The organism is Bordetella muralis (genome assembly GCF_965139205.1).
GTDB lineage: Bacteria > Pseudomonadota > Gammaproteobacteria > Burkholderiales > Burkholderiaceae_B > Bordetella_A > Bordetella_A muralis.
Window position 1 is genome coordinate 118,772 of record NZ_CBCSIU010000015.1, and the last position, 20,689, is coordinate 139,460.

Annotated in this window: 15 protein-coding genes; 10 read left to right on the forward strand and 5 right to left on the reverse strand. The window is 59.0% G+C overall.

Translation table 11 applies throughout. The features are described from left to right. Window positions 1-385 precede the first annotated feature (385 nt). A complete protein-coding gene (locus ACNA0I_RS19590; protein ID WP_415807711.1) occupies window positions 386-1,399 on the forward strand; it encodes a LysR family transcriptional regulator in 1,014 nt (337 codons plus the stop codon). Here the strand turns inward: ACNA0I_RS19590 and ACNA0I_RS19595 are convergent. From ACNA0I_RS19595 to ACNA0I_RS19610, 4 genes are read right to left on the reverse strand one after another with little or no spacing between them, the layout of a single operon-like run. Next, complete coding sequence (locus ACNA0I_RS19595; protein WP_415807712.1) at window positions 1,361-1,669, reverse strand: DUF2149 domain-containing protein; 309 nt, start codon at window positions 1,667-1,669, stop codon at window positions 1,361-1,363. The two genes, ACNA0I_RS19590 and ACNA0I_RS19595, sit on opposite strands and share 39 nt — an antisense overlap. Next, window positions 1,669-2,175: a MotA/TolQ/ExbB proton channel family protein gene (locus ACNA0I_RS19600; protein WP_415807713.1), complete on the reverse strand. Its 507-nt coding sequence runs from the start codon at window positions 2,173-2,175 to the stop codon at window positions 1,669-1,671. The genes ACNA0I_RS19595 and ACNA0I_RS19600 overlap by 1 nt, the downstream gene beginning before the upstream one ends. A 20-nt stretch (window positions 2,176-2,195) precedes the next feature. Continuing rightward, window positions 2,196-6,128: a cobaltochelatase subunit CobN gene (gene cobN, locus ACNA0I_RS19605; RefSeq protein WP_415807714.1), complete on the reverse strand. Its 3,933-nt coding sequence runs from the start codon at window positions 6,126-6,128 to the stop codon at window positions 2,196-2,198. Further along, window positions 6,128-8,104 carry a TonB-dependent receptor domain-containing protein gene (locus tag ACNA0I_RS19610; protein ID WP_415807715.1) on the reverse strand — a complete coding sequence of 659 codons (1,977 nt, stop codon included), beginning with the start codon at window positions 8,102-8,104 and terminating at the stop codon, window positions 6,128-6,130. Before ACNA0I_RS19610 ends, cobN begins: the two co-directional genes overlap by 1 nt. A 215-nt stretch (window positions 8,105-8,319) precedes the next feature. Between ACNA0I_RS19610 and ACNA0I_RS19615 the strand changes: the two genes are divergently transcribed. After that, complete coding sequence (locus ACNA0I_RS19615; RefSeq protein ID WP_415807716.1) at window positions 8,320-9,117, forward strand: alpha/beta fold hydrolase; 798 nt, start codon at window positions 8,320-8,322, stop codon at window positions 9,115-9,117. Between the two features lie 154 nt (window positions 9,118-9,271). Further along, complete coding sequence (locus ACNA0I_RS19620) at window positions 9,272-10,270, forward strand: Bug family tripartite tricarboxylate transporter substrate binding protein (RefSeq protein ID WP_415807717.1); 999 nt, start codon at window positions 9,272-9,274, stop codon at window positions 10,268-10,270. 46 nt (window positions 10,271-10,316) lie between these two features. On the opposite strand, the gene ACNA0I_RS19625 is transcribed toward ACNA0I_RS19620, so the two are convergent. After that, entirely contained in the window at window positions 10,317-11,267 is a 951-nt protein-coding gene (locus ACNA0I_RS19625; RefSeq protein ID WP_415807718.1) for a LysR substrate-binding domain-containing protein, read from the reverse strand. Between the two features lie 239 nt (window positions 11,268-11,506). Here ACNA0I_RS19625 and ACNA0I_RS19630 point away from each other — a divergent pair, with 239 nt between their 5' ends. From ACNA0I_RS19630 to ACNA0I_RS19660, 7 genes are all read left to right on the forward strand, one after another. Further along, complete coding sequence (locus tag ACNA0I_RS19630) at window positions 11,507-13,363, forward strand: CocE/NonD family hydrolase (RefSeq protein WP_415807719.1); 1,857 nt, start codon at window positions 11,507-11,509, stop codon at window positions 13,361-13,363. 139 nt (window positions 13,364-13,502) lie between these two features. After that, complete coding sequence (locus ACNA0I_RS19635) at window positions 13,503-14,000, forward strand: cell division protein (protein ID WP_415807720.1); 498 nt, start codon at window positions 13,503-13,505, stop codon at window positions 13,998-14,000. Window positions 14,001-14,066: 66 nt separating this feature from the next. Continuing rightward, window positions 14,067-15,509 (forward strand): TIGR01777 family oxidoreductase, encoded by a 1,443-nt coding sequence (locus tag ACNA0I_RS19640; protein ID WP_415807721.1) that lies wholly within the window; start codon window positions 14,067-14,069, stop codon window positions 15,507-15,509. A 12-nt stretch (window positions 15,510-15,521) separates the two neighbouring features. Further along, the gene (locus tag ACNA0I_RS19645; protein ID WP_415807722.1) at window positions 15,522-17,960 is read left to right on the forward strand and encodes an alpha/beta hydrolase; all 2,439 of its coding nucleotides are present in this window, start codon (window positions 15,522-15,524) and stop codon (window positions 17,958-17,960) included. Between the two features lie 133 nt (window positions 17,961-18,093). Further along, on the forward strand, window positions 18,094-18,351 hold the full coding sequence (locus ACNA0I_RS19650) for a FeoA family protein (RefSeq protein WP_415807723.1): 258 nt from the start codon (window positions 18,094-18,096) through the stop codon (window positions 18,349-18,351). Beyond that, window positions 18,344-20,167: a ferrous iron transporter B gene (gene feoB, locus ACNA0I_RS19655; RefSeq protein ID WP_415807724.1), complete on the forward strand. Its 1,824-nt coding sequence runs from the start codon at window positions 18,344-18,346 to the stop codon at window positions 20,165-20,167. The genes ACNA0I_RS19650 and feoB overlap by 8 nt, the downstream gene beginning before the upstream one ends. Window positions 20,168-20,234: 67 nt before the next feature. After that, window positions 20,235-20,516 carry a DUF6587 family protein gene (locus ACNA0I_RS19660; protein ID WP_415807725.1) on the forward strand — a complete coding sequence of 94 codons (282 nt, stop codon included), beginning with the start codon at window positions 20,235-20,237 and terminating at the stop codon, window positions 20,514-20,516. Window positions 20,517-20,689: the final 173 nt, after the last annotated feature.

Consider the following 20,689-nt stretch of genomic DNA (forward strand, 5'->3'; position numbering starts at 1 on the left):
GCGTCTATCCCGTAGAAAAGTGAGCAATCCGAGAGCCAAACTGCCCGAGGCAGGCGAGTCTACAAGACCATCTCAGTCGCTCTACTGACCGACGGCTGACAGTTTTGTCAGAATGGCCCAAAGCCGTCCTTTGCTTGAACGCGTCGTAGTGCCGGCCAGGTATGACTCCCGGGCCGGGAATCAACTGGATATCAATTTTCTTGACATCTCTGTCAGCTTTCTGACCGCGAATCGTCAGTTTGATGTCACCGCTCTGACAGCGGCAGCGCTCTACAGTGACACCCATCAGCAGCTGGGCTATTGGTCCTCGATCGTTGCTGACATCAATGCTGCCGCGCAATTTCATTGCGTATATCCGTCATCGACCTCAAAAAGGGCTAATGTCATGGAACGAACCGGATCAGGTTTCGACTTTAACTTCAACGACATTGCGGTTTTCGTGCAAGTTGCGAAACAACGCAGCATCTCCCGCACCGCGGAGCAGACAGGGATGCCCGCATCGACCGTATCGCGCCGTCTGAGCATGCTGGAGGAACGCCTAGGCGTACAGCTCCTGTCGCGTACGACAAGGCGCATCCTGCTGACAGAAGCCGGAAAGCTCTATTACGAACACTGCCATCAACTCATTGAGCAGGCGCAGGACGCTCAAGACGTATTGCTGGACCATGGCGCACAGCCACGCGGCACCCTCAAGGTATTGCTACCTGACATGCTGGACGCCATTGAACTGCCCGCTTTCATTCCGCAGTTTGCGCGCGCCTGGCCTGAACTGCAGTTTCGCTATGACTATCACCACGGCCCGCAGTGGGAACAGCATCGCGATTTTGACGTCGCGTTGCGTTGGGGGACACAGATCAACAGCGATCTTGTGGCACGCAGTATCGCTCAGGTCGAATTCGGACTCTATGCCTCTGAACACTACCTCAAAAAGCGGGGCATGCCCAAGCATCCCAGTGAATTGACGCTGCATGACTGCGTTTACGCCGACCTATGTAAAGAGCTCGTCAGCTGGAGCTTTCGCAGCACGGGACAACCGCTCGTCATCGAGCCTCAAAGCCGTCTCGGCCTCAGTGACATGAACCTGGCGCATCGTCTCGCATGCGAAGGCGCCGGCATCGTAGCCCTGCCACTTTCGACAAAAATCGACGAATCATTGATACCGGTTCTACCCACGTGGCGGCTTGCTCCGATCACGCTATATGCCATGTATTCGAGCCGCACGCCGCCCGCCCGTGTCCGGGTTTTTATCGATGCGCTGATCGAGCACGCCAAAACACGGCATGCAGGCGTGCCGAAATCGAAATTTTCCCTAAAGCCCACGCAAGGCCCCTCCCAGCCGGATCACCATCTCGTTGGCAAGTCAGCGCTCCGGCACATAGATCATGCGTCCGTCCTCTAAACGGTACGTCACGCCCGCCCGGGCGCCCTGCCCTTGTCCGACCTCACCACTGGATTCATATCGCGTCAACTCCTGGCCCTCTTTGATCGTGATACGCATATCCGATTCGCCAGGATTCTCTACCACGACGACCTTGTCTTGTGAAAACGGGCTCAATGGGTTCTCGGCAATCACCACCATCAAGACACCAATGATCACCAGGAACAAGTCAATCAGATTGACGACAGACAGCATGGGATCATTGGCCTCGTCATCATCCAGGAAGCGCATCACGATCCTCCCTTGTCTTGCCGCTGACGCTCGAGGTCGCGCAAATCCTGCAATAACCAACGCCGGCGTATCGTCAGGATAAAGAAGCAGATGCTCGCTGCCAACAGCGCCAGGATCACAGCGGAAAACGCAGCGACCATATTGCGGCCCACGCTTGCGCCGTCGTTATTGCCCAACGCCAGCAATGCCGGGCCCATGGGAATCATGGTGGCAATCAGGCCCAGCATCGGCGCAGAGCGTGACACAATGCGCAGCCATTCGAGCTGCCGCATGATCCACAACTCAATGTCGTCACTGGTCATCCGATCACCATATGCTGCCCTATCGGCAAACACAAACAATGCCCGAGGATGAGAGGACATCCGCCGCTGCCAGGCCTCGACGGCAAACGCTCCCAGCATGTACAAGGCATAACCCAAGGCCGCAGCGATCAACAGCATCACCGGGGCCAAGAAGACACGCGACACGGCATATAGCAGCGTTTCGATTTCTGCAAAGAAAGACATAAACCCTCTGAGATGATGTGTTATTGCGTAGCGTGGCTGACATGCCGGCTACGCAATCCCTGACGCAATGCGCCGCTACCGAGCAAAATCAGCATCAGCAGCAATACCCACCGGGGCGAAGCATCCTCGGAAACCGCAGCGGGCTCGACGGGCTCCAAGACTTGCCCTTGAACAGACTGCGGCGACTGCGCAGCTGGCGAGTCGGGCTGGCTCGGTTTTGCCGCTGGACCGGCATCCGATGCAGCGCGTGCATCCAGGCCGAACCCCTGGGCCATATCTGCGATGTACTGCCGTGTCACCTCGGCGCCGGTATCGACGTCGAACCGCTGCGCCAACTCCTGCCAACGCTCTGCCAACGCTCGGCGCGTCTGCTCCGAAGCGTCCCAGTACCCTTTTCGAATCGCTTCCGCCATACGCTCCAGCACCTGGGCCTGTGCCGTCGGATTGTGTTGTTCGAACCATTCCCCGGTTCCCAGCGCTCGCGTATCGCTGACGTAGGTATCGAACAACGCCTGCCATTGATCGTCGCGCACCGTACTGGCATCCGCCGCCTGCCAGCCAAACAGGTTGTTCGTGACGTTCAGCACCTGCAACGTGCCCGAATATCCCTCTTTCTGCATGGAATCTATCCACAGTGGATTCAAGTAACGCTCGCGCAATTCGGCAGACAAGAAGCGTGCGAGCCCCGTCGTCCGGATCTCACCGTCGCGCAAGTCAGAGATCATCAGTTGAGGCGCCTGCCCGTCGAGATGCCGGATCGCAGCCGATAGTCCACCCAGAAACTCGAACGGGTGATCCGTGGAAAGCACGCCATGCACTGTCGACGAACGTGACATGATGACTGCCTGTGTTCCTCGCAACTGCGCGGCAAACACATTGGTTTGTGCCGGACTCTCACCCCACCCCTCGGCGCCATAGGCATATTGGCTGCTGAGCAAGAACTGTTTGCCCAGCGCTGCGTCAGCGTCCCATTGAGTCGAGTCCAGCGCCAGATGCGGCACACCCGTTCCGTACTCGCCGGGCGCATTGCTGAAAATGCGATAACGGGCCGCCACGGCTGCTGCGTCAGCAGAAAGGCCCGCCTCGCTCAGCGCGGCGGCAGTACGCTGATTGTTGAGCGCAATCGGATTACCGGGTTCGCGCAACGCGGCCAGTCTTGTCAGTGCGTCATCCAGCAGTCGCATGAAACTGTCGAACTGGTCACGATATACCCCCGTGACCTGCACCACCACATCAACCCTGGGACGGCCCAATTCTGCCCCGGGGATGATGTCCAATGAAACAACCCTTCCACCACTATCCCAAACCGGCCGCAAGCCCAGTGCGTGCAGGACCTGAGCCTCGGTCACCCCTAGATGCCGAGTCGCCTCGGATGCCCATAGACTGAATGCGAGCTTTTGCGGCCGGGCTCCAGCGTGTTCATGTTGGAACGCCTGGACCAGTTGCTCATAGGCAGTGGCAGCGGTTTCGTAGGCTGCTTGCGTAGGCACCTTGTCTGCCTCGAAGGCATACAAATTGCGCCCACTGCGTACGTCCGGATTACGTATGGGATCTCCGCCCGCACCCGGAACAACAAAGCGCCCTGCCAGACCTGCCAGCAACATGTCATTCTCTTGCGTGTCTTGCAGATGCGCATCCAACTCGCGAGCGCGCTGCTCGAATGCCGCCAGCGAGGACGGCATCTCATTTCCGGCGGGGTTCAGCATCTGCGCTACGGCGCGATAAGCGGGACTATCCTGCAAGCCTTGCTCACCCGCAAAACGTTCGTCCTGGTCGATATCCAATGCGTCGTACAAAGGCCGGCCCAATTGCTGCATCACCGTGCTGATACGATGCTCGGCCTGTGGCGCCTGCCCGAACGTGTGCAATCCCAGGGGCACGGCGCGGCGGGCCAGTTCATGCAAATGATCATGCAACTGCTGCAGAAATTCACTGAAATCCTGTTCGGCCTGCTGCGCAGTCCATCCCAGATCGTCGTTCAGATGCGCCGCAACCGCAGCACTGCGGATCTGATGGCTGACCTGCTCACGCACTGCCCCCTCGTCGAGCTGCTGGTACTCGTGTATCCACTGATGCAAATCGCGCAATTGATCGTACAGACCCGCTGGCGAAAAAGGCGGCGTCTGATGGCTGACGATGACAGCACGTCCCCGGCGCTTCGCCTGAATAGCTTCGCTCACGTTGTCCTGGATGTATGGATAAAACACAGGCAAACTGCCCACACTGAGCCAGGGGTAATCAGTCGCCGCCAATCCGCGATCCTTGCCGGGCAACCATTCCTGTGTGCCATGCGTACCTAGATGAATCAATGCATGTGCCGCGTACTGCTGCTGCAAATACAGATAGGCCGCCATATAGAGATGGTCGGGAGCACTGCTCAGGTCGTGATAGTGGTTCCCTGCGCCAAAGGTCCGCGGCATTTGCGGCATCACCACCAAATGCCCGAGCTGCCAACGCGGAATCACAAAATAGCGCTTGCCCTTTATTTCTCGTACTGCCTGATGCTGTGCGGGAACGCCGACTCGCCGCAACTCGTCCTGGCGCGCAACCGGCAACACCGACAGCCACTGTTCATAATCCTCCAACGGATAGAGCGCTGCTAGATCGTCATCCAGCAGCGACTCTAGCGGCACGGTGCCATATAAAGCGCCCAGCATACGCTGCGCGGTTTCAATGACTTCGGTTTCAACAACTGGCTTTCCCACCGCGTATCCCTGCGCTGCCAACGCGGCCTGGATAGACACGATACTTCTGGGAATATTCAAGTGCGAAGCACCCAGGCTTTTTTCACCAGCGGGATAATTCCAGAACTTCAATGCCAGTTTTTTCTGAGGCTCTGGTGTGTGGCGCAACGCGACGAGGCTGCGCAACTTTCCCATCAAGGCATCGACTTGTGCAGGCAACAGATCGCTGATACCCGCAGTGCTCGCAGACAAGACGAGCGGGTCGCTGATTCCCCAGCCTTCGGGGCCAGCCAAGAACACCGCCGTCGTGCGCGAACCGATACCGCTGGTCGTATCTGGCCACGCGCTCGCCTCCCCCTCGCGAAATCTCAGCGTCTGCAGAACCGGCACATCGAGAGCCAGAAAATCCCGGCTACGCGCCGCGCCGTCTTGCAGATGAGTCAGATTGACGAGGACATCGATGCTGCTCTTTTTCAACGCCCCGGCCAACCCGGCCGGATTCTGACTATCGAACCAAAAGACGATCGGCAGCAGACCCTCTGCCTCGCTGCGCCGTATCAGCTGGTCCACCTCGCGGGTGAGCAGATCGGCGACCACCCCTTGATGAATGAGAAAGGCAATGCGCCCCGCGGAAGACGGATCGCCTACGGGCGTGGACACCGCGGCCTGCGCGACGGAGGTGTACCAGTGCAGATAGGCATCGATATTGTCAAAGACGCGCGGCGCATCCGGATGATAAAAACCCGTAGCAGGTAGCCGCACAGGCGGATCCAACAGCGGCAACGACGGTTCGGCACGTTCGCTCAGCGCCTTGGCCAACGCAAAAAAATGAGCGAAATTCTCTGCTCCGCCAGCTGTATAAAGCGCTGCCATCGCCTTGCCGTATTGCGGTGGCAATTGTTCCCAGCCCGGCTTGCCGCCGCCGATGATCAGACGAGGACGAATGGTGCTTGGCGACAGTGCTTGCAAGTGCCGCTGTACGGCTGCGCGGTCACTGGGCCTAGGGACATCCCATATCAGCAATGCTGCCTGTTCAATGGCACGCTCCAGTACGGCGGGCGTAGCCTGCTCGACATTCAGATGCTGCAGCGTCACGGATTGCTGGGTAGCGAGCGACTGCAAACGCTGAAACTTCTCTGCGGAAACAAACCCCGTATGCAACACCTGTATGACGGCCCTGTCTTGCGCGACAGACAGCGTCGGCAGCATCGCAGCACATATCGCCAGAGCCAGCCAACGCCACACGGCGTGTTGATATAAGCAGGCCATCAGAATCTCGCCGTCAGACCGGCAAAATAACGCCGTCCCTCGTCGGCACGACCGTAGATATCGGCGTCGTCATTGGCAAGCCGCTCATCGGTCAGGTTTTCAATACCTGCATGCAAGCTCAAATGGCTATTGACGTCATAATCCAGGTACCAATGCAACAAGGTATAGCCCGGACGATCGCTTTCCGTGGCAGAGCGATATTGCGAACCGATATATTCCGTCCGAATCCGTGTATCCAGCCTGTCTGTCACAGCCCAGGTCAATGTCGCATTGGCGCGATGCCTGGAACGATCCGCCAAGCGCTCTCCGGTCGTTCGATCCTCAGCATCGAGGTACGTATAGTTGGCATCCAGGCGTACGTTGCGCAGCACGTCGACCCCGGCAGTCAGCTCCAGCCCCTGCAGTCTCGCTTTGGACACGTTCTCGTACTCGAGACACACTCGTCCTGGTACGTAGCAGGTCGGCTGCCGCACCGTCTCGATCAGGTTTCTCACGTCGTTATGAAACAGCGTCACGCCGGCAGACCAACGCGGCTGTTCATAGGACAGCCCGAGCTCATATGAACGGTTGGTTTCCGGTTGCAGTTGCGGGTTGCCACGAACGATCCCTCGTCCTCCCATGGCCGCTCTGGACTCATAGTCCGGTGACAATTGCTTGAGCGTTGGCGCCTTGAACCCCTGGCCAAAACCCGCCTTTACCGTCCACGCTGAGGTCGGGCGAAACATCAGGTAGGCCCGAGGGCTGGACTCCCAGCCAAAGTCCTCGTGGTGGTCAAAACGGCTGCTCAGCACCAATTCCCATTGTTCACTGAAGAGAATTTCGTCTTGGGCAAAAAACGCGTAATGATCCAAGGACGCCACGCCGCGCTGATTGACAGATGGGTCCTCCAACCGTTCGCGCCGCGTTTCGGCGCCGAGTGTCAGCTTGTGCATCTGGCCTAGCGCAAAACCCACACGCCCATCCAACACCGTATCGGTGAAACGATTGGGACCTGTCGCATCACCACCGTCGCTGCGCCACGCGTGGCGATCAAGCGTCGAACGATACAACCGGATCTGGCTGTCGCCCCAGCTCCAGTCGCCCGTGTGAGATATCGCATATCGACGACGATTGACCTTGTTCTCCGACCCGTAGATCGAGTTGTCGGTATTGCTGCGATAGGCCTCCAGGTCTTCGTGCCCCGCATCGACTGACACATCAATGCGTTGCTGCGCGTCGGGCGTCCAGCTCAGGCCCACATGCCCCGACGCGGCGCGCCGTTCGTCCAACGCCGTCAACGCCGTATTGGCGGCATCGTGCAGCGGCGCCCGGCGATTGAATTCACCCCACACGTTCAACCCCAGTGTCCCCGGTACGATGGGACCGCCGAGATAAAAGCCGCTCTTGTACTGATTGCCATCCAGACCATGATCATTCAAGACCGCGTAACTGCTGAACGAGCCCTGCCATTCGTCGGTAGCTTTGCGGGTAATGACATTGACCACGCCCCCCAAAGCCTCGGAACCGTACAGCGAGGACATGGGCCCTCGCACCACCTCAACCCGTTCGATCGCTTCGGTCGGTACCCAACCCAACTCGAAATCGGAATGAGAGATAGCGGAAGCCGAGGCATTGATACGCTGACCATCGACCAGCATCAGCGTGTGTTCTGCGCTCATGCCGCGAATCGAGATGCCTCGGCGCCCCAGACCGGCGTCCTCCAATCCCACTCCGACGGTATCTTGCACCGCGTCAGCCAGGTCCAGGACGGGCTGCCTACGCAACGCCTGGCCGTCGATCACGGTCACGCTCGCTGGCGCCTCGGCCTCACTGCGTTCCCAGGCGGTTGCCGTCACCACGACTGGCGACAGCGTGGACGGGTGCGCCGCCAGGCCTGGTTGACGCCGCTCTGCGTCGTCTTCCTCCGCCCATGCCGCCCCGCTCACGGTGGCGAGGACGATCAAGCAACTGGCTGCGACGTCGCGGCCTGCGTTCATTTTGCACATCGTTATTGGATTTCATTGCGCCGTATCTTCAGAGCCAGCGTTTGGGCTTTGATGAATACCGATCACGGCCGATTCAAAAAAACGGTATGTTATATCATATCAAAATTGGATGCGAAATCGGCCTCTCGAGCAGAGTCCGCGCTGCATGAAAAGCGGCAGTACTCAGAACTGATATGCTGCACAGATCTGTTCTGTGAAGAGCGCCCATGCAGACCGTCAGCACCCACGATACGTTTATCCCGACCCCTGGCGGCCGTCTGTTCGCCCGCAACTGGACACCCGACATATCCGGTGACGGCCACACGCCGATTGTCCTGCAGCACGACTCACTGGGATGTGTGGAACTGTGGCGGGACTTCCCCGAACAACTGGCCATCGCCACCGGCCGGCCGGTCATTGCCTATGACCGCCTGGGCTTTGGACGCTCGGATCCACATCCGGGTACGGTAGGTGTCGATCTCGTTGACGAGGAGGCACACGGGGATTTTCGTACGGTACTCGACACCCTGGGCGTCGACCGGTTTATCACCTTTGGCCACAGCATCGGCGGCGGAATGAGCATTGCCTGTGCTGCCCTGTATCCCGACGCATGTGTTGCCTTGATTACGGAATCCGCCCAAGTCTTTGCCGAAGCCCATACCTTGGAAGGCATCCGGCAGGCCAAAATCGCGTTTGCAGAGCCAGGGCAACTGGACCGGTTAAAGAAATACCATGGCGACAAAGCGGCCTGGGTGCTGGGCGCCTGGACAGAAACATGGCTATCGCCGGCCTTTGCCGACTGGAATCTGAACAACCATCTGAGCAAAGTGCGTTGCCCGGTATTGAGCCTGCACGGCGACAACGACGAATACGGCTCACTGGAACACATACACCGTATTCACGCCCAGACGGGGTCCACGACCGCGATTATGAAAGGGTGCGGGCATCTGCCTCACCGAGAAAAACCGCAAGCCGTGATAACGATCATTCGCGATTGGCTGCAAACGGCGAACATTCCCGGATAGTCCGTCGGCCATTTCCCCGCGCTCGCCGAGCCAAAGGAAAAACCTATACGCGCATAGGAAAGCGGTATTTGAATTGACATCATCCCGTCTCTAGCATCTGCGTAAACCCGCTTTATACAAAAACGCAGTAAATGCATTGACTCAGGGGAAAACAATGTTCAAATTCCGCTCAGCCCGCCGGGCTCATCTCCTATGCTCCTTGTTGGCCGCGGCAGCACCCTCTCTCGGGTCGGCCGCACAGGCCGCGCGACAGGCGTATCCCGACCATCCCGTCAGATTGGTCGTGCCGCAATCAGCAGGCTCAGGCGGTGACGTCGTCGCACGTCTGCTCGGGGAAAAACTGGGATCCCTGCTCGGCGCGTCCATCGTGGTCGAAAACAAACCTGGCGCCAATGGCATCGTCGCTATGTCGTATGTCGCGAAATCCCCTGCCGACGGCTACACGCTGCTGCTGACGGGCGTGTCACAGATGAGCTTTAATCCCGCTCTCTATCACTCGCTGCCCTACGACCCGGACAAAGACTTCACCTATGTCTCGCCCGTCGTCGACACGCCGTTTGTCTTGGTAGCAGGGAAAAACAGCCCGTATAAGACTCTTGCAGAGCTGCTGTCCGCAGCCAAGGCTGCCCCTGACACCGTGACATTTGCCAGTGCTGGCGCGGGCAACTCGACGCACTTGTCCACGGAGATGATTGCTGCGGGCGCGGGTATCAAACTCAAACATATTCCGTACAAAGGATCAGGTCCCGCCTTGAACGCTGTGATCGGTGGCCAAGTGGACCTCATGACCAGCGTAGTAGGTTCGGCCTTGCCGCAAATTCAGGGCGGCAATGTCATCCCTCTGGCTGTATTGGCCGAGCAGCGCGCCAGCGACCTGCCTGACGTTCCTACTCTCAAAGAAGCCGGGATCGAAGTCCCCCCCATGCCGGGCTGGTTCGCGATCGTCGGCCCGGTAGGGCTGGATCAAGCCGTGGTCGACAAACTGAATGCCGCCATTCAAGCCACTATTGCCGATCCCGTGATCAACAAAAAGCTGAAAGATCTGTACTTTATTCCTCTGTCCGGCACGGCCGACAACATCCGCACGCGAGCTCAGGCCGACGCGAAGGTATGGGGAGACTTCATCTCTCGTACCGGCATTCAGGTTGAGTAACACTCTCCTGGACTCCAGCGTTCACGGTTCGATGGTACGCCGCGAATTACATCCGAGCTGCGCGATGGCCAGCATCTGCCAGCCAAGTCACGCCCGCCCAACGTTTGGTCTGCACTAGATTGCGTGCGACCTCGATGAGCATCCGATGTATATGGGTGCAGACACCGCTTTTCTCGGCCGACAAGGACATGCACACCGAGACCCTGCGGTTAAAGCTCTGATCTGCAATCGGTGTGAACGCCACCTGATCGGCATCGGCCTCGGGACCGACCGCGGCCGATGCCGGCAACACTGTCCATCCCCGCCCTGCACGAGCCAGCGCGAGCAACACGGATACCGCGCTGGTTTCAGCGATGAGGTTCACAGAGAGAGCCTGCTCGGCAAGAGCACGCGCTGCCAACACACGTACCGAGTTGGGAAAACTCGGCAACACCAACGGCAACTCCGCCATTTGCTGCAGTGTAATCGCCTCGAGGCCCAGGTCTGGGCCGACGAGATAGAGGCTCTCCATCAACAACGGCGTTGTCGTCATCCGGGTGGGCTGCGGTTGCACGTCCATGGCCACGGCAATGTCCATCCGGTGCAGAGACACTGCCACCGCTAAATCGGCGCTGCTGCCCTCAATGATTTCAAGCAATACTTCCGGATAATGCTCTGCCACCGCCTCGATCAACGGCAACGCCAGCACACGCGATGTGCTGGTGGGCAACCCAATAGTGACATGCCCGGCGGGCGTATCCCGGCCGTGTTTAAGCGCGGACTTAGCCTCCTCGACTTGCCGCAACACCATTTTGGCGTGCCGGTACAGCAGTTTGCCCGCATCCGTGGCGCGCACACCAGCTGGCCCCCGCAACAACAATTGCGTCTCGAGCTCGTTCTCTAGATTGGCCACATGCTGGCTCAGCGAGGGCTGCGCAATATGCAACGTCTCGGCCGCTGCCGTGATGCTCTCCAGCTCAACAATACGGGTGAAATATCTGAGTTGTCGCAGGTCCATCGGAATTTCCTATTTCAGAATTCCATCATACTCAACGACAAAGGGCCGACTCACCATCTGTGAGAACTTTACAGCGTGGGCAGGCAATTATCTGATCAATGCTGCACATCGTTTTTTCCTATGCCCGCATCAGGATTGCATATTGGCGCCCCTAAAAAGCCCTGCCTAATATGAGGGCAACGCTGCGGCGGCCGATTCGTCATTACGGCCTCGCGTCACGCGCACCAACAGGATATTTGATGCAGTCCTACACCAAGAACGAAGACATTGCCTGGGTCGTTCCTCCCCAAGCCTATGCCGATGCACGGCCCGTCGATTATCGGCTGTCCGCCCCTCTGTCTCGTTATCTGACCATGCGCGACGGCTGCCGCTTGGCTGTCGATATCTATATTCCGGAAAGCAACTCAGCAGCTCCTGACGATCAAGCGCCCGGGCGTTTTCCCACCATCGTGCTTTTCACGCCCTACTATCGGCGCTTCAAGCTGAAATCCGGCGGCAGCGGCGAATGCGCACCGAATACCGCGAAGTTTCGTGATTACTTCGTGCCGCGCGGCTACGCCGTCGTCGTCATTGATGTGCGAGGCACCGGCGCCAGTTTTGGGACACGCGATAGTTTTCGATCACCCCGTGAGCGCGATGACAGCTACGAAGTCGTCGACTGGATTGCCGCCCAGCCGTGGTCCGATGGCGTGGTCGGCGCCACAGGGATTTCGTATCTCGGCGCGGCGTCGGACTTTCTCGCCAGCACTCGCCATCCGTCGGTAAAGGCAATAGCTCCGTTGTTTTCTGTTTGGGATACCTACACCGACAACTATTTCCCCGGTGGGATCCAACTGAAAGCCCTGACGCAGAGCTATGACGACTTGATGGTGGCGCTCGACCACGATCGCCGCGAGATGCTGCACAGGTTCGTCTACTATGCGAACCCCGATTTTGAAGGGCCGCAACCGGTCGATGAAGACCCCGACGGGGTGCTGTTGCAAGAAGCGATCCATCAGCATTTGGGCAATTTCCGCCAGACTGAATTCATGCCCGAATTCCGTTTTCGCGAAGACCCGCTGCCCTACGACCCTACGTTCAGTTCTGCCACGTTCAGCCCCTACAGCCTGGCGGCGCAAATTCCCGAGGACGTGGCGGTACTCTCCGTCTCGGGTTGGATGGACGGCGGCGGGTATATGAACGGCGCAATCTCACGCTACCTGACCTTGTCGAAGAATCCCCGGCACCTGTTGCTGGGGCCCTGGGACCATGGAGCCCGTATCGATATTTCTCCGTGGCGCACCACACAGATGGCGGATTTCCCGTGGCTCGCGGAAATCTTGCGGTTCTTTGATCATTATCTGCTCGGCATGCAGACCGGCCAGGAAAACGAGGATCCTATTCATTACTATGCCCTGCATGCAGAGCAGTGGCGCAGTGCGAAACAATGGCCTCCGTACAGCGCAGCGCAAACGCATACGAGCTATCTAGGTCCGAATCAGACGCTGGAAACTGCTCCCCTGGCAGCACCCATGCATCGTGACTACCAAGTCGATTTTTCGATCGGCACAGGCGCGGGCACACGCTACGAGCGCATCGCAGCGATCAATAGCATCGAGTATTACCCCGACTGGCAAGGCCGTACAGACGCGATGTGCAGCTTCACGTCCGAACCGTTGAAGGTACAGACGGAATTAGCAGGCCATGTGGTGGCCGACCTCTGGGTCAGCAGCAGCGAACCGGACGCAGCACTTTTTGTTTACCTGACCGAGATCGAAGCCGATGGAACAGAACGCTATGTCACGGAAGGCATTTTGCGCCTGCTGCATCGCAAAGTATCCCCATGCCCAGCCGGCTACCAGACGACATGGCCGTTCCGCTCTTTCCGCAAGGACGATGCCTCGCCCTTGACTCCGGGCCTGTTCGAACGCGTCACCATTCCCCTGCTACCTACAGCATGGCGATTTTCCGAGGGCAGCCGCATTCGTCTATCGATTGCAGGCGCAGACAAAGATCATTGCGGGCAAGTTCCGCATGGCAGGCCGCCTTTGCTGCAGATCGGAACTGGCGGGGAGCATGGGTCGAGCGTGAGCTTGCCCTTACGCGAAATAAAGTAAGTACATTCCGCACAGTCGGCATGGATGGGGCGCAGCTCGGTACGCCCCCCAAATCTTTCCGGCCCATCTGATCAAGCACTGAGCAGCGTCTAATCGGTACACTTGCGTTATTAAAAGAACGCTCGCGGATCCGAATACGATGTTTCCTCCCCACGACCTTCGGCGTATGCTGGTTGGGTGGCTGTACGCAGCCACCCTGGTGCACCTGCTCGTCGGCCTCATATTGACGTGGGCGGGTCACACCGGTGTGTTCGACAGTTATGTCCATCATATCGAGCAGGCGTTCTGGGGCGCCACGGCGCCCGCCCCCGCGCATACGCAGCAGATCTGGTGGCTGGCCTTGTTCGGCGCCACGCTGCAAAGCTATTCGCTTTATATGTTGGGGCTGGTCCATATCGGCAACCGCTACAAGATCCCGTCGGTCTGGGGCTGGATGATGATAGGCGTCGCGCTCTGGGCGCCCCAGGATATCTGGATATCGCTGCAGGCGGGCATCTGGTCACACCTGTGGGTCGACAGTTTTGCGCTATTCGTGTTGCTGCCCCCTTTGTTCTGGCTGTACAGGCTGGATAAACGCGCTGAATTGGCGACTGACACTGGCCCCATTGATGCCGCATCTCCTGGAAGCGCCTCTTGAGCGCTGTCCCCAACCGGACATCCCTCCTCGAACAGCCATCACACATCCACTGCATTCCATCCGACCATGCTTGAATTCTCGCCACTAGACTGGGCCCTCACGCTGCTGATCGCACAAGCGATCCTCGGTGCCCTGGACACCATTTACCATCACGAATTGACGGTGGCGCTGCCCTACCGGTACGGGGCGCGGCTGGAGCTGTCGATTCATGCCATGCGCTCTTGTTTTTACGGTGTCCTGTTTCTAGGCATGGCGCATTTCGCGTTTCAAGGCACGTGGGCTGTCGCAATCGCATTGCTGTTCTTCCTGGAGATCTGCCTGACGCTGTGGGATTTCGTCGTCGAGGACCGCACTCGAAAGCTGCCTGCAATCGAACGCATCATGCATACCGTGCTGGCGATTAACGCAGGGGCATTTTTCGCTCTGTACGGAGCGCAGTTGATGCAGTGGTATCAATTGCCCACTGCACTGGCCGCGGCCGATTACGGCTGGCGTGGCTGGATACTGACGCTTTTCGCCATCGGCGTCACGGTCTCCGGTATCCGCGACGGCATTGCAGCATTTCGCCTGCAGCGCAAAGGCGCACCACCCAATCCATTCATCGGCATCGGACATCGGAACGTCTTGATCACCGGCGGCACGGGATTCATCGGAGAATACCTGGTCAATCATTTACTCGACGCCGGCCATGCCGTCACTGTGCTCACGCGCGACCCGTTGAAGGCCGCATACTTGTTCGATGGCCGGGCACGCTGTGTGCGCGTCATCAACGCCCTGAGCCACAAGGAAGTTTTTGACGTCATCATCAACCTGGCCGGCGCGCCCATTGCGGGCGGGCCCTGGAGCGCCAAGCGCAAAGCGAAACTGCTGGCCAGCCGGGTCAACACCACAGAGGCCTTGGTCGCCTGGCTGAGCAAAGCAGTGCATAAACCCGAGCTCTGGATACAAGCGTCCGCCATCGGTTTTTACGGCGTACGCGACGCCAATGAAAGCCTTGATGAAAACGCCGCGGCGGGCCAGGGCTTTATGGCCGAGCTATGCGTGCGCTGGGAAGAATCCGCGCGGCCTGTTCAGGCGCTCGGCATTCGGCAGGTCGTCATGCGCCTGGGCGTCGTCTTTGGTCCCGGTGGTGCCTTGTTGCCGCTGCTGTTGCCGTTCCGGCTGGGATTCGGCGGCCGCATGGGCGACGGAAAACAGATCATGAGCTGGGTGCATCGTGACGATGTCATCCAGATCATGGCTCGCGCCTTTAACGATACGAATTTAAGCGGCACCTACAACGTCGTAGCTCCAGATGCCCTGCCCCAGGCAGAGTTCGCGGCCAAAGTCGGCAAGATCCTCAAGCGCCCAGTTTGGCTGCACGTGCCCGCTGCCCCCGTACGGGCAGCAGCAGGCGAAATGGCTCAGCTGTTCTTTGATGGCCAGCGTGTCGTTCCCTTCCGGCTCACGCAGGCGGGATATACCTTCCGTTATCCGACAGTCGATAGCGCACTGCGCGACGTCGCCTAGCATCACCCTTTCATGAGCAGCAAACCGATCCTGTATTTGTTGGCAGGCAATGGCGGCGCGGCAGACTGGTGGGACGATGCTTTGCCTCACTTTACCCAGTACCAGGCCGTGCCTCTGGAGCTGCCAGGCTTTGGCGACAATCCGGCGCCTCCGTGCGTTGATCTGGCGGCATACGCCCAAGCCTTGATCGACACAACAGAACGGGGCAGTGCCATCATGGCCGTCGGCGTCAACGCGCTGTTGGTACTGCATGCGCTGCAACGCCAGCCAGGCCATTTCAGCCGTAGTGTATTGCTCGCACCCGTGGGCGCATTTCTTTGGCAACGGCGGCTGCCCGCGCTCATGTCGCCTCGGCCGCTACGCAAAGCCATCCATTGGTTGTTGTCGAACAAACCCACGCTGTTCGCAAGAAAGTTTTCCAATAAAAAGTGGACACCTCAGCAATATGCACGCATGGGCCGCGGATACGCGCGCTGCCGCGCCTTTATCCCGTATTGGGATTTGGTGCGCGCCGACACAGCGCTGCCCTTGCTGGAATGGATTGCCGATCCGATCGAGTTGATCTGGGGCGATCAAGACAATGTATTGGGCATTGCGCAGGCTGCCGCATGGTCTGCGATTCTGGCTCGCGCGGATCTGACCATCAGTCTGAAACCTGGCTGGGGCCATTACCCCTGGATCGATGCACCTGCAGACTTCGTCTCGTGGCTGGAATCCGGCGAACGCGGTTTCGTCGCGCATACAAAGGGCGGACGCGTGCGATTGGCAGCGTTGGCGGGACAACCCGTGCCGCCTGCGCTCTCTCTCAATGATCCATACGACGAACGACTGCAGCCTTTCCTGGCCGCTCAGCCCGATGCAGCATGGGCCGTACGATCCTCCAGTTATGGTGAAGACCAGGCCGATGCGGCCAATGCGGGCATGCATCACACTTTTCTGCGCGAACGCGCCGGCGATGTGCCCGCGCGTATCGCAGCGCTCACCGCCTCAGGCATTGAAGAGGTTGTCGTCCAACGCTTCATTACGCCTGTGGTATCCGGCATCGCGTTTGTACGCCACCTGTCCGTAGAGCTGGAATGGGTAGAAGGACATCTGGAATCTCTGGCGGATGGCCAGGTCACGCCGCATCGAGCGATTCTCTCCCGCATGACGGCATCATGGCGCGAGGGTGAATTTGCACCATCGCATGGCCTGACCGCCGGCATGTTGTGGGAATTCCTGCAAAAGGTACTGCGAACTTTTCACTACGTCGCGGGCGATGTGGAATGGGCATGGGATGGTACCGAACTCTGGCTATTGCAATACCGCCCGATCAGCGACTATGGCTGGCGACGGCACTTGACCTCAGCCAACATTGCCGAAATTCTGCCACCGCAGCCCAGTCGATTCGTCGAATACGCACAACGCCGAGCAGCAGCCAGTATCCCCGCCATCATGGCGCGCTGGGATCCACGCGTTCTGCAGGACAACGAGCCCTTCACCTCGGTGTATGGCGGCGCATCCTACATTAACAATGACCTGTTTTTGGCGCGGTTGGCAAACTGGGGCGTATCCTCTCGGAACTACGCTGACGAGGTCGGCGGCGCCACCCCCATCCTGCCGTGGCGGCCTCCGCGGTTGCTGCGTTCCTCGCTCCTGTTCGTGCGCATGCAACGCATCGCCCGCCGGCATTTATTGACGTTGGAAAGCGGATTGCAGCACTTTGACCGAGAGCTCTCCACGCTGATCGCCCAAGACGCGACGGGCCAACAGTTGGCCGACTGGTTCACCCGGTTTTATGTATTTGTCGTCCAAGGCAATCTTTGTATCGCAACGGCCTTGGCCAGCAGCGGCGGCAGCGTGCTGGGGCGTCCACCGACCGCCTACGGCAACCTCGAAAACAGCCCGCATCGGTTGCCATGGGAAACCGATCCGGCAACGCCACGCTCTCCAGCCATTGATTTACCGCTGCAGGCATTTCCCGTTTGGTCCCATAGCATTTCACTCGCCCACTCGATGGGCTTGCCCGGCCTGCGAGGCTATTACCTGCAAGTCCGAGAGTGGTATCGAGACAACCTGATGCGCCTGTTTTTCAAGCTGCATCATGCGGTGCCCGCGGCTGATCGTGCGTACTGGTTTGCGCCTCATCCCGACGTACGCACCCGCAATGGGAGTTTCTGGCAAAACGGCAGTGACAGCGCAGAGCAAGCCGTAGGTTTCATGATCTACCCAGGACGCGCCGAGGGCATCCTGGGTCAAGACATCCTGCTCGAGGAAACACTGGACCCGGGCCGCCACGCTCACTACCAGACTGCCCGAGCCGTCATTGCCCGCATGGGCGGACGACTATCTCACGGCTCGACGCTCCTGCGCGAACTGCGCAAACCCTCGGCAGTCCTGCCACAGGTAGACATGGCGTGGATAGGGCAAAAAGTCCTGTATCAGGATGGCAAACTCTCGTTGATCGAGTAAATACCCGCATCGATCGAACAACTTCGCGTTCAGCCGCCTGTCAGATCTGACAGGTGCGTCAACTTGGCATGGAGAGAATTCCGAATCGAGAGTATATTTTGCGACTTATTCTCATTCCGAATTTTCTCTCCGCATGAATTCCCTGCGTTTGTCCGATCTTGCCTTGCACGACCGTGCTGTCGTCGAGCAAGTTCTCGACACCTGCCCCGCTGACCCCATATCGGCAAGATTGCGCGATCTGGGCTTTGTAAACGGGGAACCTTTACGATTGACCGCCAAAGGCCCATTTGGCGGCAACCCGCTGCTCATCGCCATCGGCACCACGCGATTTGCCTTGCGCCGCAACGAAGCCGAGCGTGTCATTGTTCGTCGCGAGGCAGCGCATGACTGATACCGCATTACGCATCGCGCTGGTCGGCAACCCGAATGCCGGCAAAACCGCGCTATTCAACCGCCTGACCGGCGCACGCCAAAAGGTCGCCAACTATGCGGGCGTCACGGTCGATCGCAAAGAAGGCCTTCTATCCACGCCTGGCGGCCGCGCCGTCCGCGTACTCGACTTGCCCGGCACGTATAGCTTTGAATCAGCCAGTGCCGACGAGGCGATCACGCTGGCCGTGCTCAGCGGGCGCTATCGCGGCGAGGCCGTGCCCGAAGCCATCGTATTCGTGATGGATGCGACCAACCTGCGGCTGCACTTGCGCCTGTTGCTCGAAGTCCGCCGCCTGGGCTTGCCCATCATCGTCGCACTCAACATGGCCGACCAAGCCAAACGCCTGGGCATCAGTATCGATGTCCCGCAGTTGTCGCAACGCCTGGGGATGCCAGTTGTTGAAACCGTGGCGGTACGCCGAGACGGTACGCAAGCCCTGCTCGCACAATTGGAACTCGGCATTCCGCCCGCCTCGCCTCATCGCGACTCCGGTGATCTGCACGCGGATGTACGCGCCATCATGGCTGACGTCGTACGCCTGCCGACGGACACAAAGACGCTGGACGACCATATCGACCGCTGGACGCTGCACCCGGTATTCGGATTATTGATTCTCGCATTAGTGATGTTCCTGACCTTCCAGGCCGTGTATGCGATAGGCAAGCCGATGACCGACGCCATTGCTGACGGCATGGAATGGTTGGGCCAAGCGTTGACAGCCTCAATGGGCGACGGCCCGCTCAAAGGGCTGCTCCAGGAAGGCATCTTTGGCGGGCTGGGCAGCCTGCTCGGGTTCCTGCCGCAGATCTTGACGTTGTTCTTTTTCATTTTGGTTCTGGAGGAATCCGGCTACCTGCCGCGTGCCGCCTTTCTGCTGGATCGCTCCATGCTGGCCGTCGGCCTGAGCGGCCGCTCCTTTATTCCACTGCTATCCAGCTTTGCCTGCGCGATTCCCAGCATCATCGGCACACGCAGTATCCCTGATCGCAGAGACCGCCTCGTCACCATCCTGGTCGCGCCTCTCATGACGTGCTCGGCACGGCTGCCCGTCTATGCCCTGCTGATCAGCGCATTCATCCCGCATCGCCTGTTGTTCGGTGTCTTTAACTTGCAGGGCGCCGTACTCTTCGCGCTCTATGCAGGCGGAATTCTCGCCGCACTGGCTGTCGCCTACGTCGGCAAACTGCTGCGGCGTCGTAATCAGGAAACGGCCCTGCTCATGGAGCTGCCACCCTACCGCCTGCCCAAATGGCGCGATATCGGCATCGGTCTGTGGGAACGCATCTGGATATTCCTCAAGCGGCTCACGGGCGTCATGCTGGCGCTGACCATTGTGATGTGGTTCATTGCCAGTTTTCCCAGCGCGCCTGCCGATGCCACGAATCCGGCCATTGAGTACAGTCTCGCCGGTATATTAGGTCAATGGATGCAGCCGCTCTTTGCGCCATTGGGATTTAATTGGCAAATCACACTGGCTCTCATACCCGCATTTGCCGCGCGTGAATCCGCCGTGGCGACCTTGGCAACGGTGTACAGCGTCGCCGAGGGTCAGGACGCGATGCTAGGCAGCATGCTCGCCGGTAATTTCTCTGTTGCATCGGCGCTCTCTCTCATGGTGTGGTTCGCTTTCGCGCCGCAATGCATGTCTACATTGGCCATCATCAAACGTGAAACCGGGAACTGGCGCATCGTCGTACTGTCTTTTGCGTATATGTTCGTACTGGCCTATATCGCGGCCTTTGTGACTTATCGTTTGGCGATGGTGTGGCTGTGATGGCGACAGAGAAACGCACATTGACCAGCCGTGTACGCGCGAACAGTGCACTTTATCGGAGTACTCCATGAACCCCAGTAGCCCACTCTGGCAAACCCTCGTCATGCTGGCCGTGCTCGTTGCCAGCATCATCGGGCTCGTCCTGCATTTCGTGCCCAGCCTGAAAGGGCGTATGCGTAATGGATTGGGACAGTTGCTGAGCCAGACCTTCATGCCCAAAGCCGCGCGGCAGTACGCCACACAACACCTGATTGTGAAACAAAGCTCGGCATGCGGTTGCTGCTCTGGTTGCAGTAGCTCTCCTCCGCCTGCTGCAACTATTTCTTTGCGTCCGCGCGGCAGGGACTAAAGGGGCGTGAGTGCTACTAGGGGGGATGAGTGCTATTGGACGTCGAAGCTGGGCAGTGACCGTGTTGGCGCTTCACGGAGTCGGTCGGCCGCCTGCGCGTCCGACTGCCGCATCGCTCGTCTCGTACGGCCCCTTCGGGCCTTCCTTCGACTTCCGCTCGCGCGACTCCGAGG

What these genes read in the sequence shown, in the direction of transcription:
- ACNA0I_RS19590 (WP_415807711.1), top strand. Translation starts at nt 386, where the DNA reads ATGGAACGAACCGGATCAGGTTTCGACTTTAACTTCAACGACATTGCG.
- ACNA0I_RS19610 (WP_415807715.1), bottom strand. Translation starts at nt 8,104, where the DNA reads ATGAACGCAGGCCGCGACGTCGCAGCCAGTTGCTTGATCGTCCTCGCC.
- ACNA0I_RS19600 (WP_415807713.1), bottom strand. Translation starts at nt 2,175, where the DNA reads ATGTCTTTCTTTGCAGAAATCGAAACGCTGCTATATGCCGTGTCGCGT.
- ACNA0I_RS19630 (WP_415807719.1), top strand. Translation starts at nt 11,507, where the DNA reads ATGCAGTCCTACACCAAGAACGAAGACATTGCCTGGGTCGTTCCTCCC.
- cobN (WP_415807714.1), bottom strand. Translation starts at nt 6,128, where the DNA reads ATGGCCTGCTTATATCAACACGCCGTGTGGCGTTGGCTGGCTCTGGCG.
- ACNA0I_RS19650 (WP_415807723.1), top strand. Translation starts at nt 18,094, where the DNA reads ATGAATTCCCTGCGTTTGTCCGATCTTGCCTTGCACGACCGTGCTGTC.
- ACNA0I_RS19635 (WP_415807720.1), top strand. Translation starts at nt 13,503, where the DNA reads ATGTTTCCTCCCCACGACCTTCGGCGTATGCTGGTTGGGTGGCTGTAC.
- ACNA0I_RS19625 (WP_415807718.1), bottom strand. Translation starts at nt 11,267, where the DNA reads ATGGACCTGCGACAACTCAGATATTTCACCCGTATTGTTGAGCTGGAG.
- ACNA0I_RS19645 (WP_415807722.1), top strand. Translation starts at nt 15,522, where the DNA reads ATGAGCAGCAAACCGATCCTGTATTTGTTGGCAGGCAATGGCGGCGCG.
- ACNA0I_RS19620 (WP_415807717.1), top strand. Translation starts at nt 9,272, where the DNA reads ATGTTCAAATTCCGCTCAGCCCGCCGGGCTCATCTCCTATGCTCCTTG.
- ACNA0I_RS19640 (WP_415807721.1), top strand. Translation starts at nt 14,067, where the DNA reads ATGCTTGAATTCTCGCCACTAGACTGGGCCCTCACGCTGCTGATCGCA.
- feoB (WP_415807724.1), top strand. Translation starts at nt 18,344, where the DNA reads ATGACTGATACCGCATTACGCATCGCGCTGGTCGGCAACCCGAATGCC.
- ACNA0I_RS19660 (WP_415807725.1), top strand. Translation starts at nt 20,235, where the DNA reads ATGAACCCCAGTAGCCCACTCTGGCAAACCCTCGTCATGCTGGCCGTG.
- ACNA0I_RS19595 (WP_415807712.1), bottom strand. Translation starts at nt 1,669, where the DNA reads ATGCGCTTCCTGGATGATGACGAGGCCAATGATCCCATGCTGTCTGTC.
- ACNA0I_RS19615 (WP_415807716.1), top strand. Translation starts at nt 8,320, where the DNA reads ATGCAGACCGTCAGCACCCACGATACGTTTATCCCGACCCCTGGCGGC.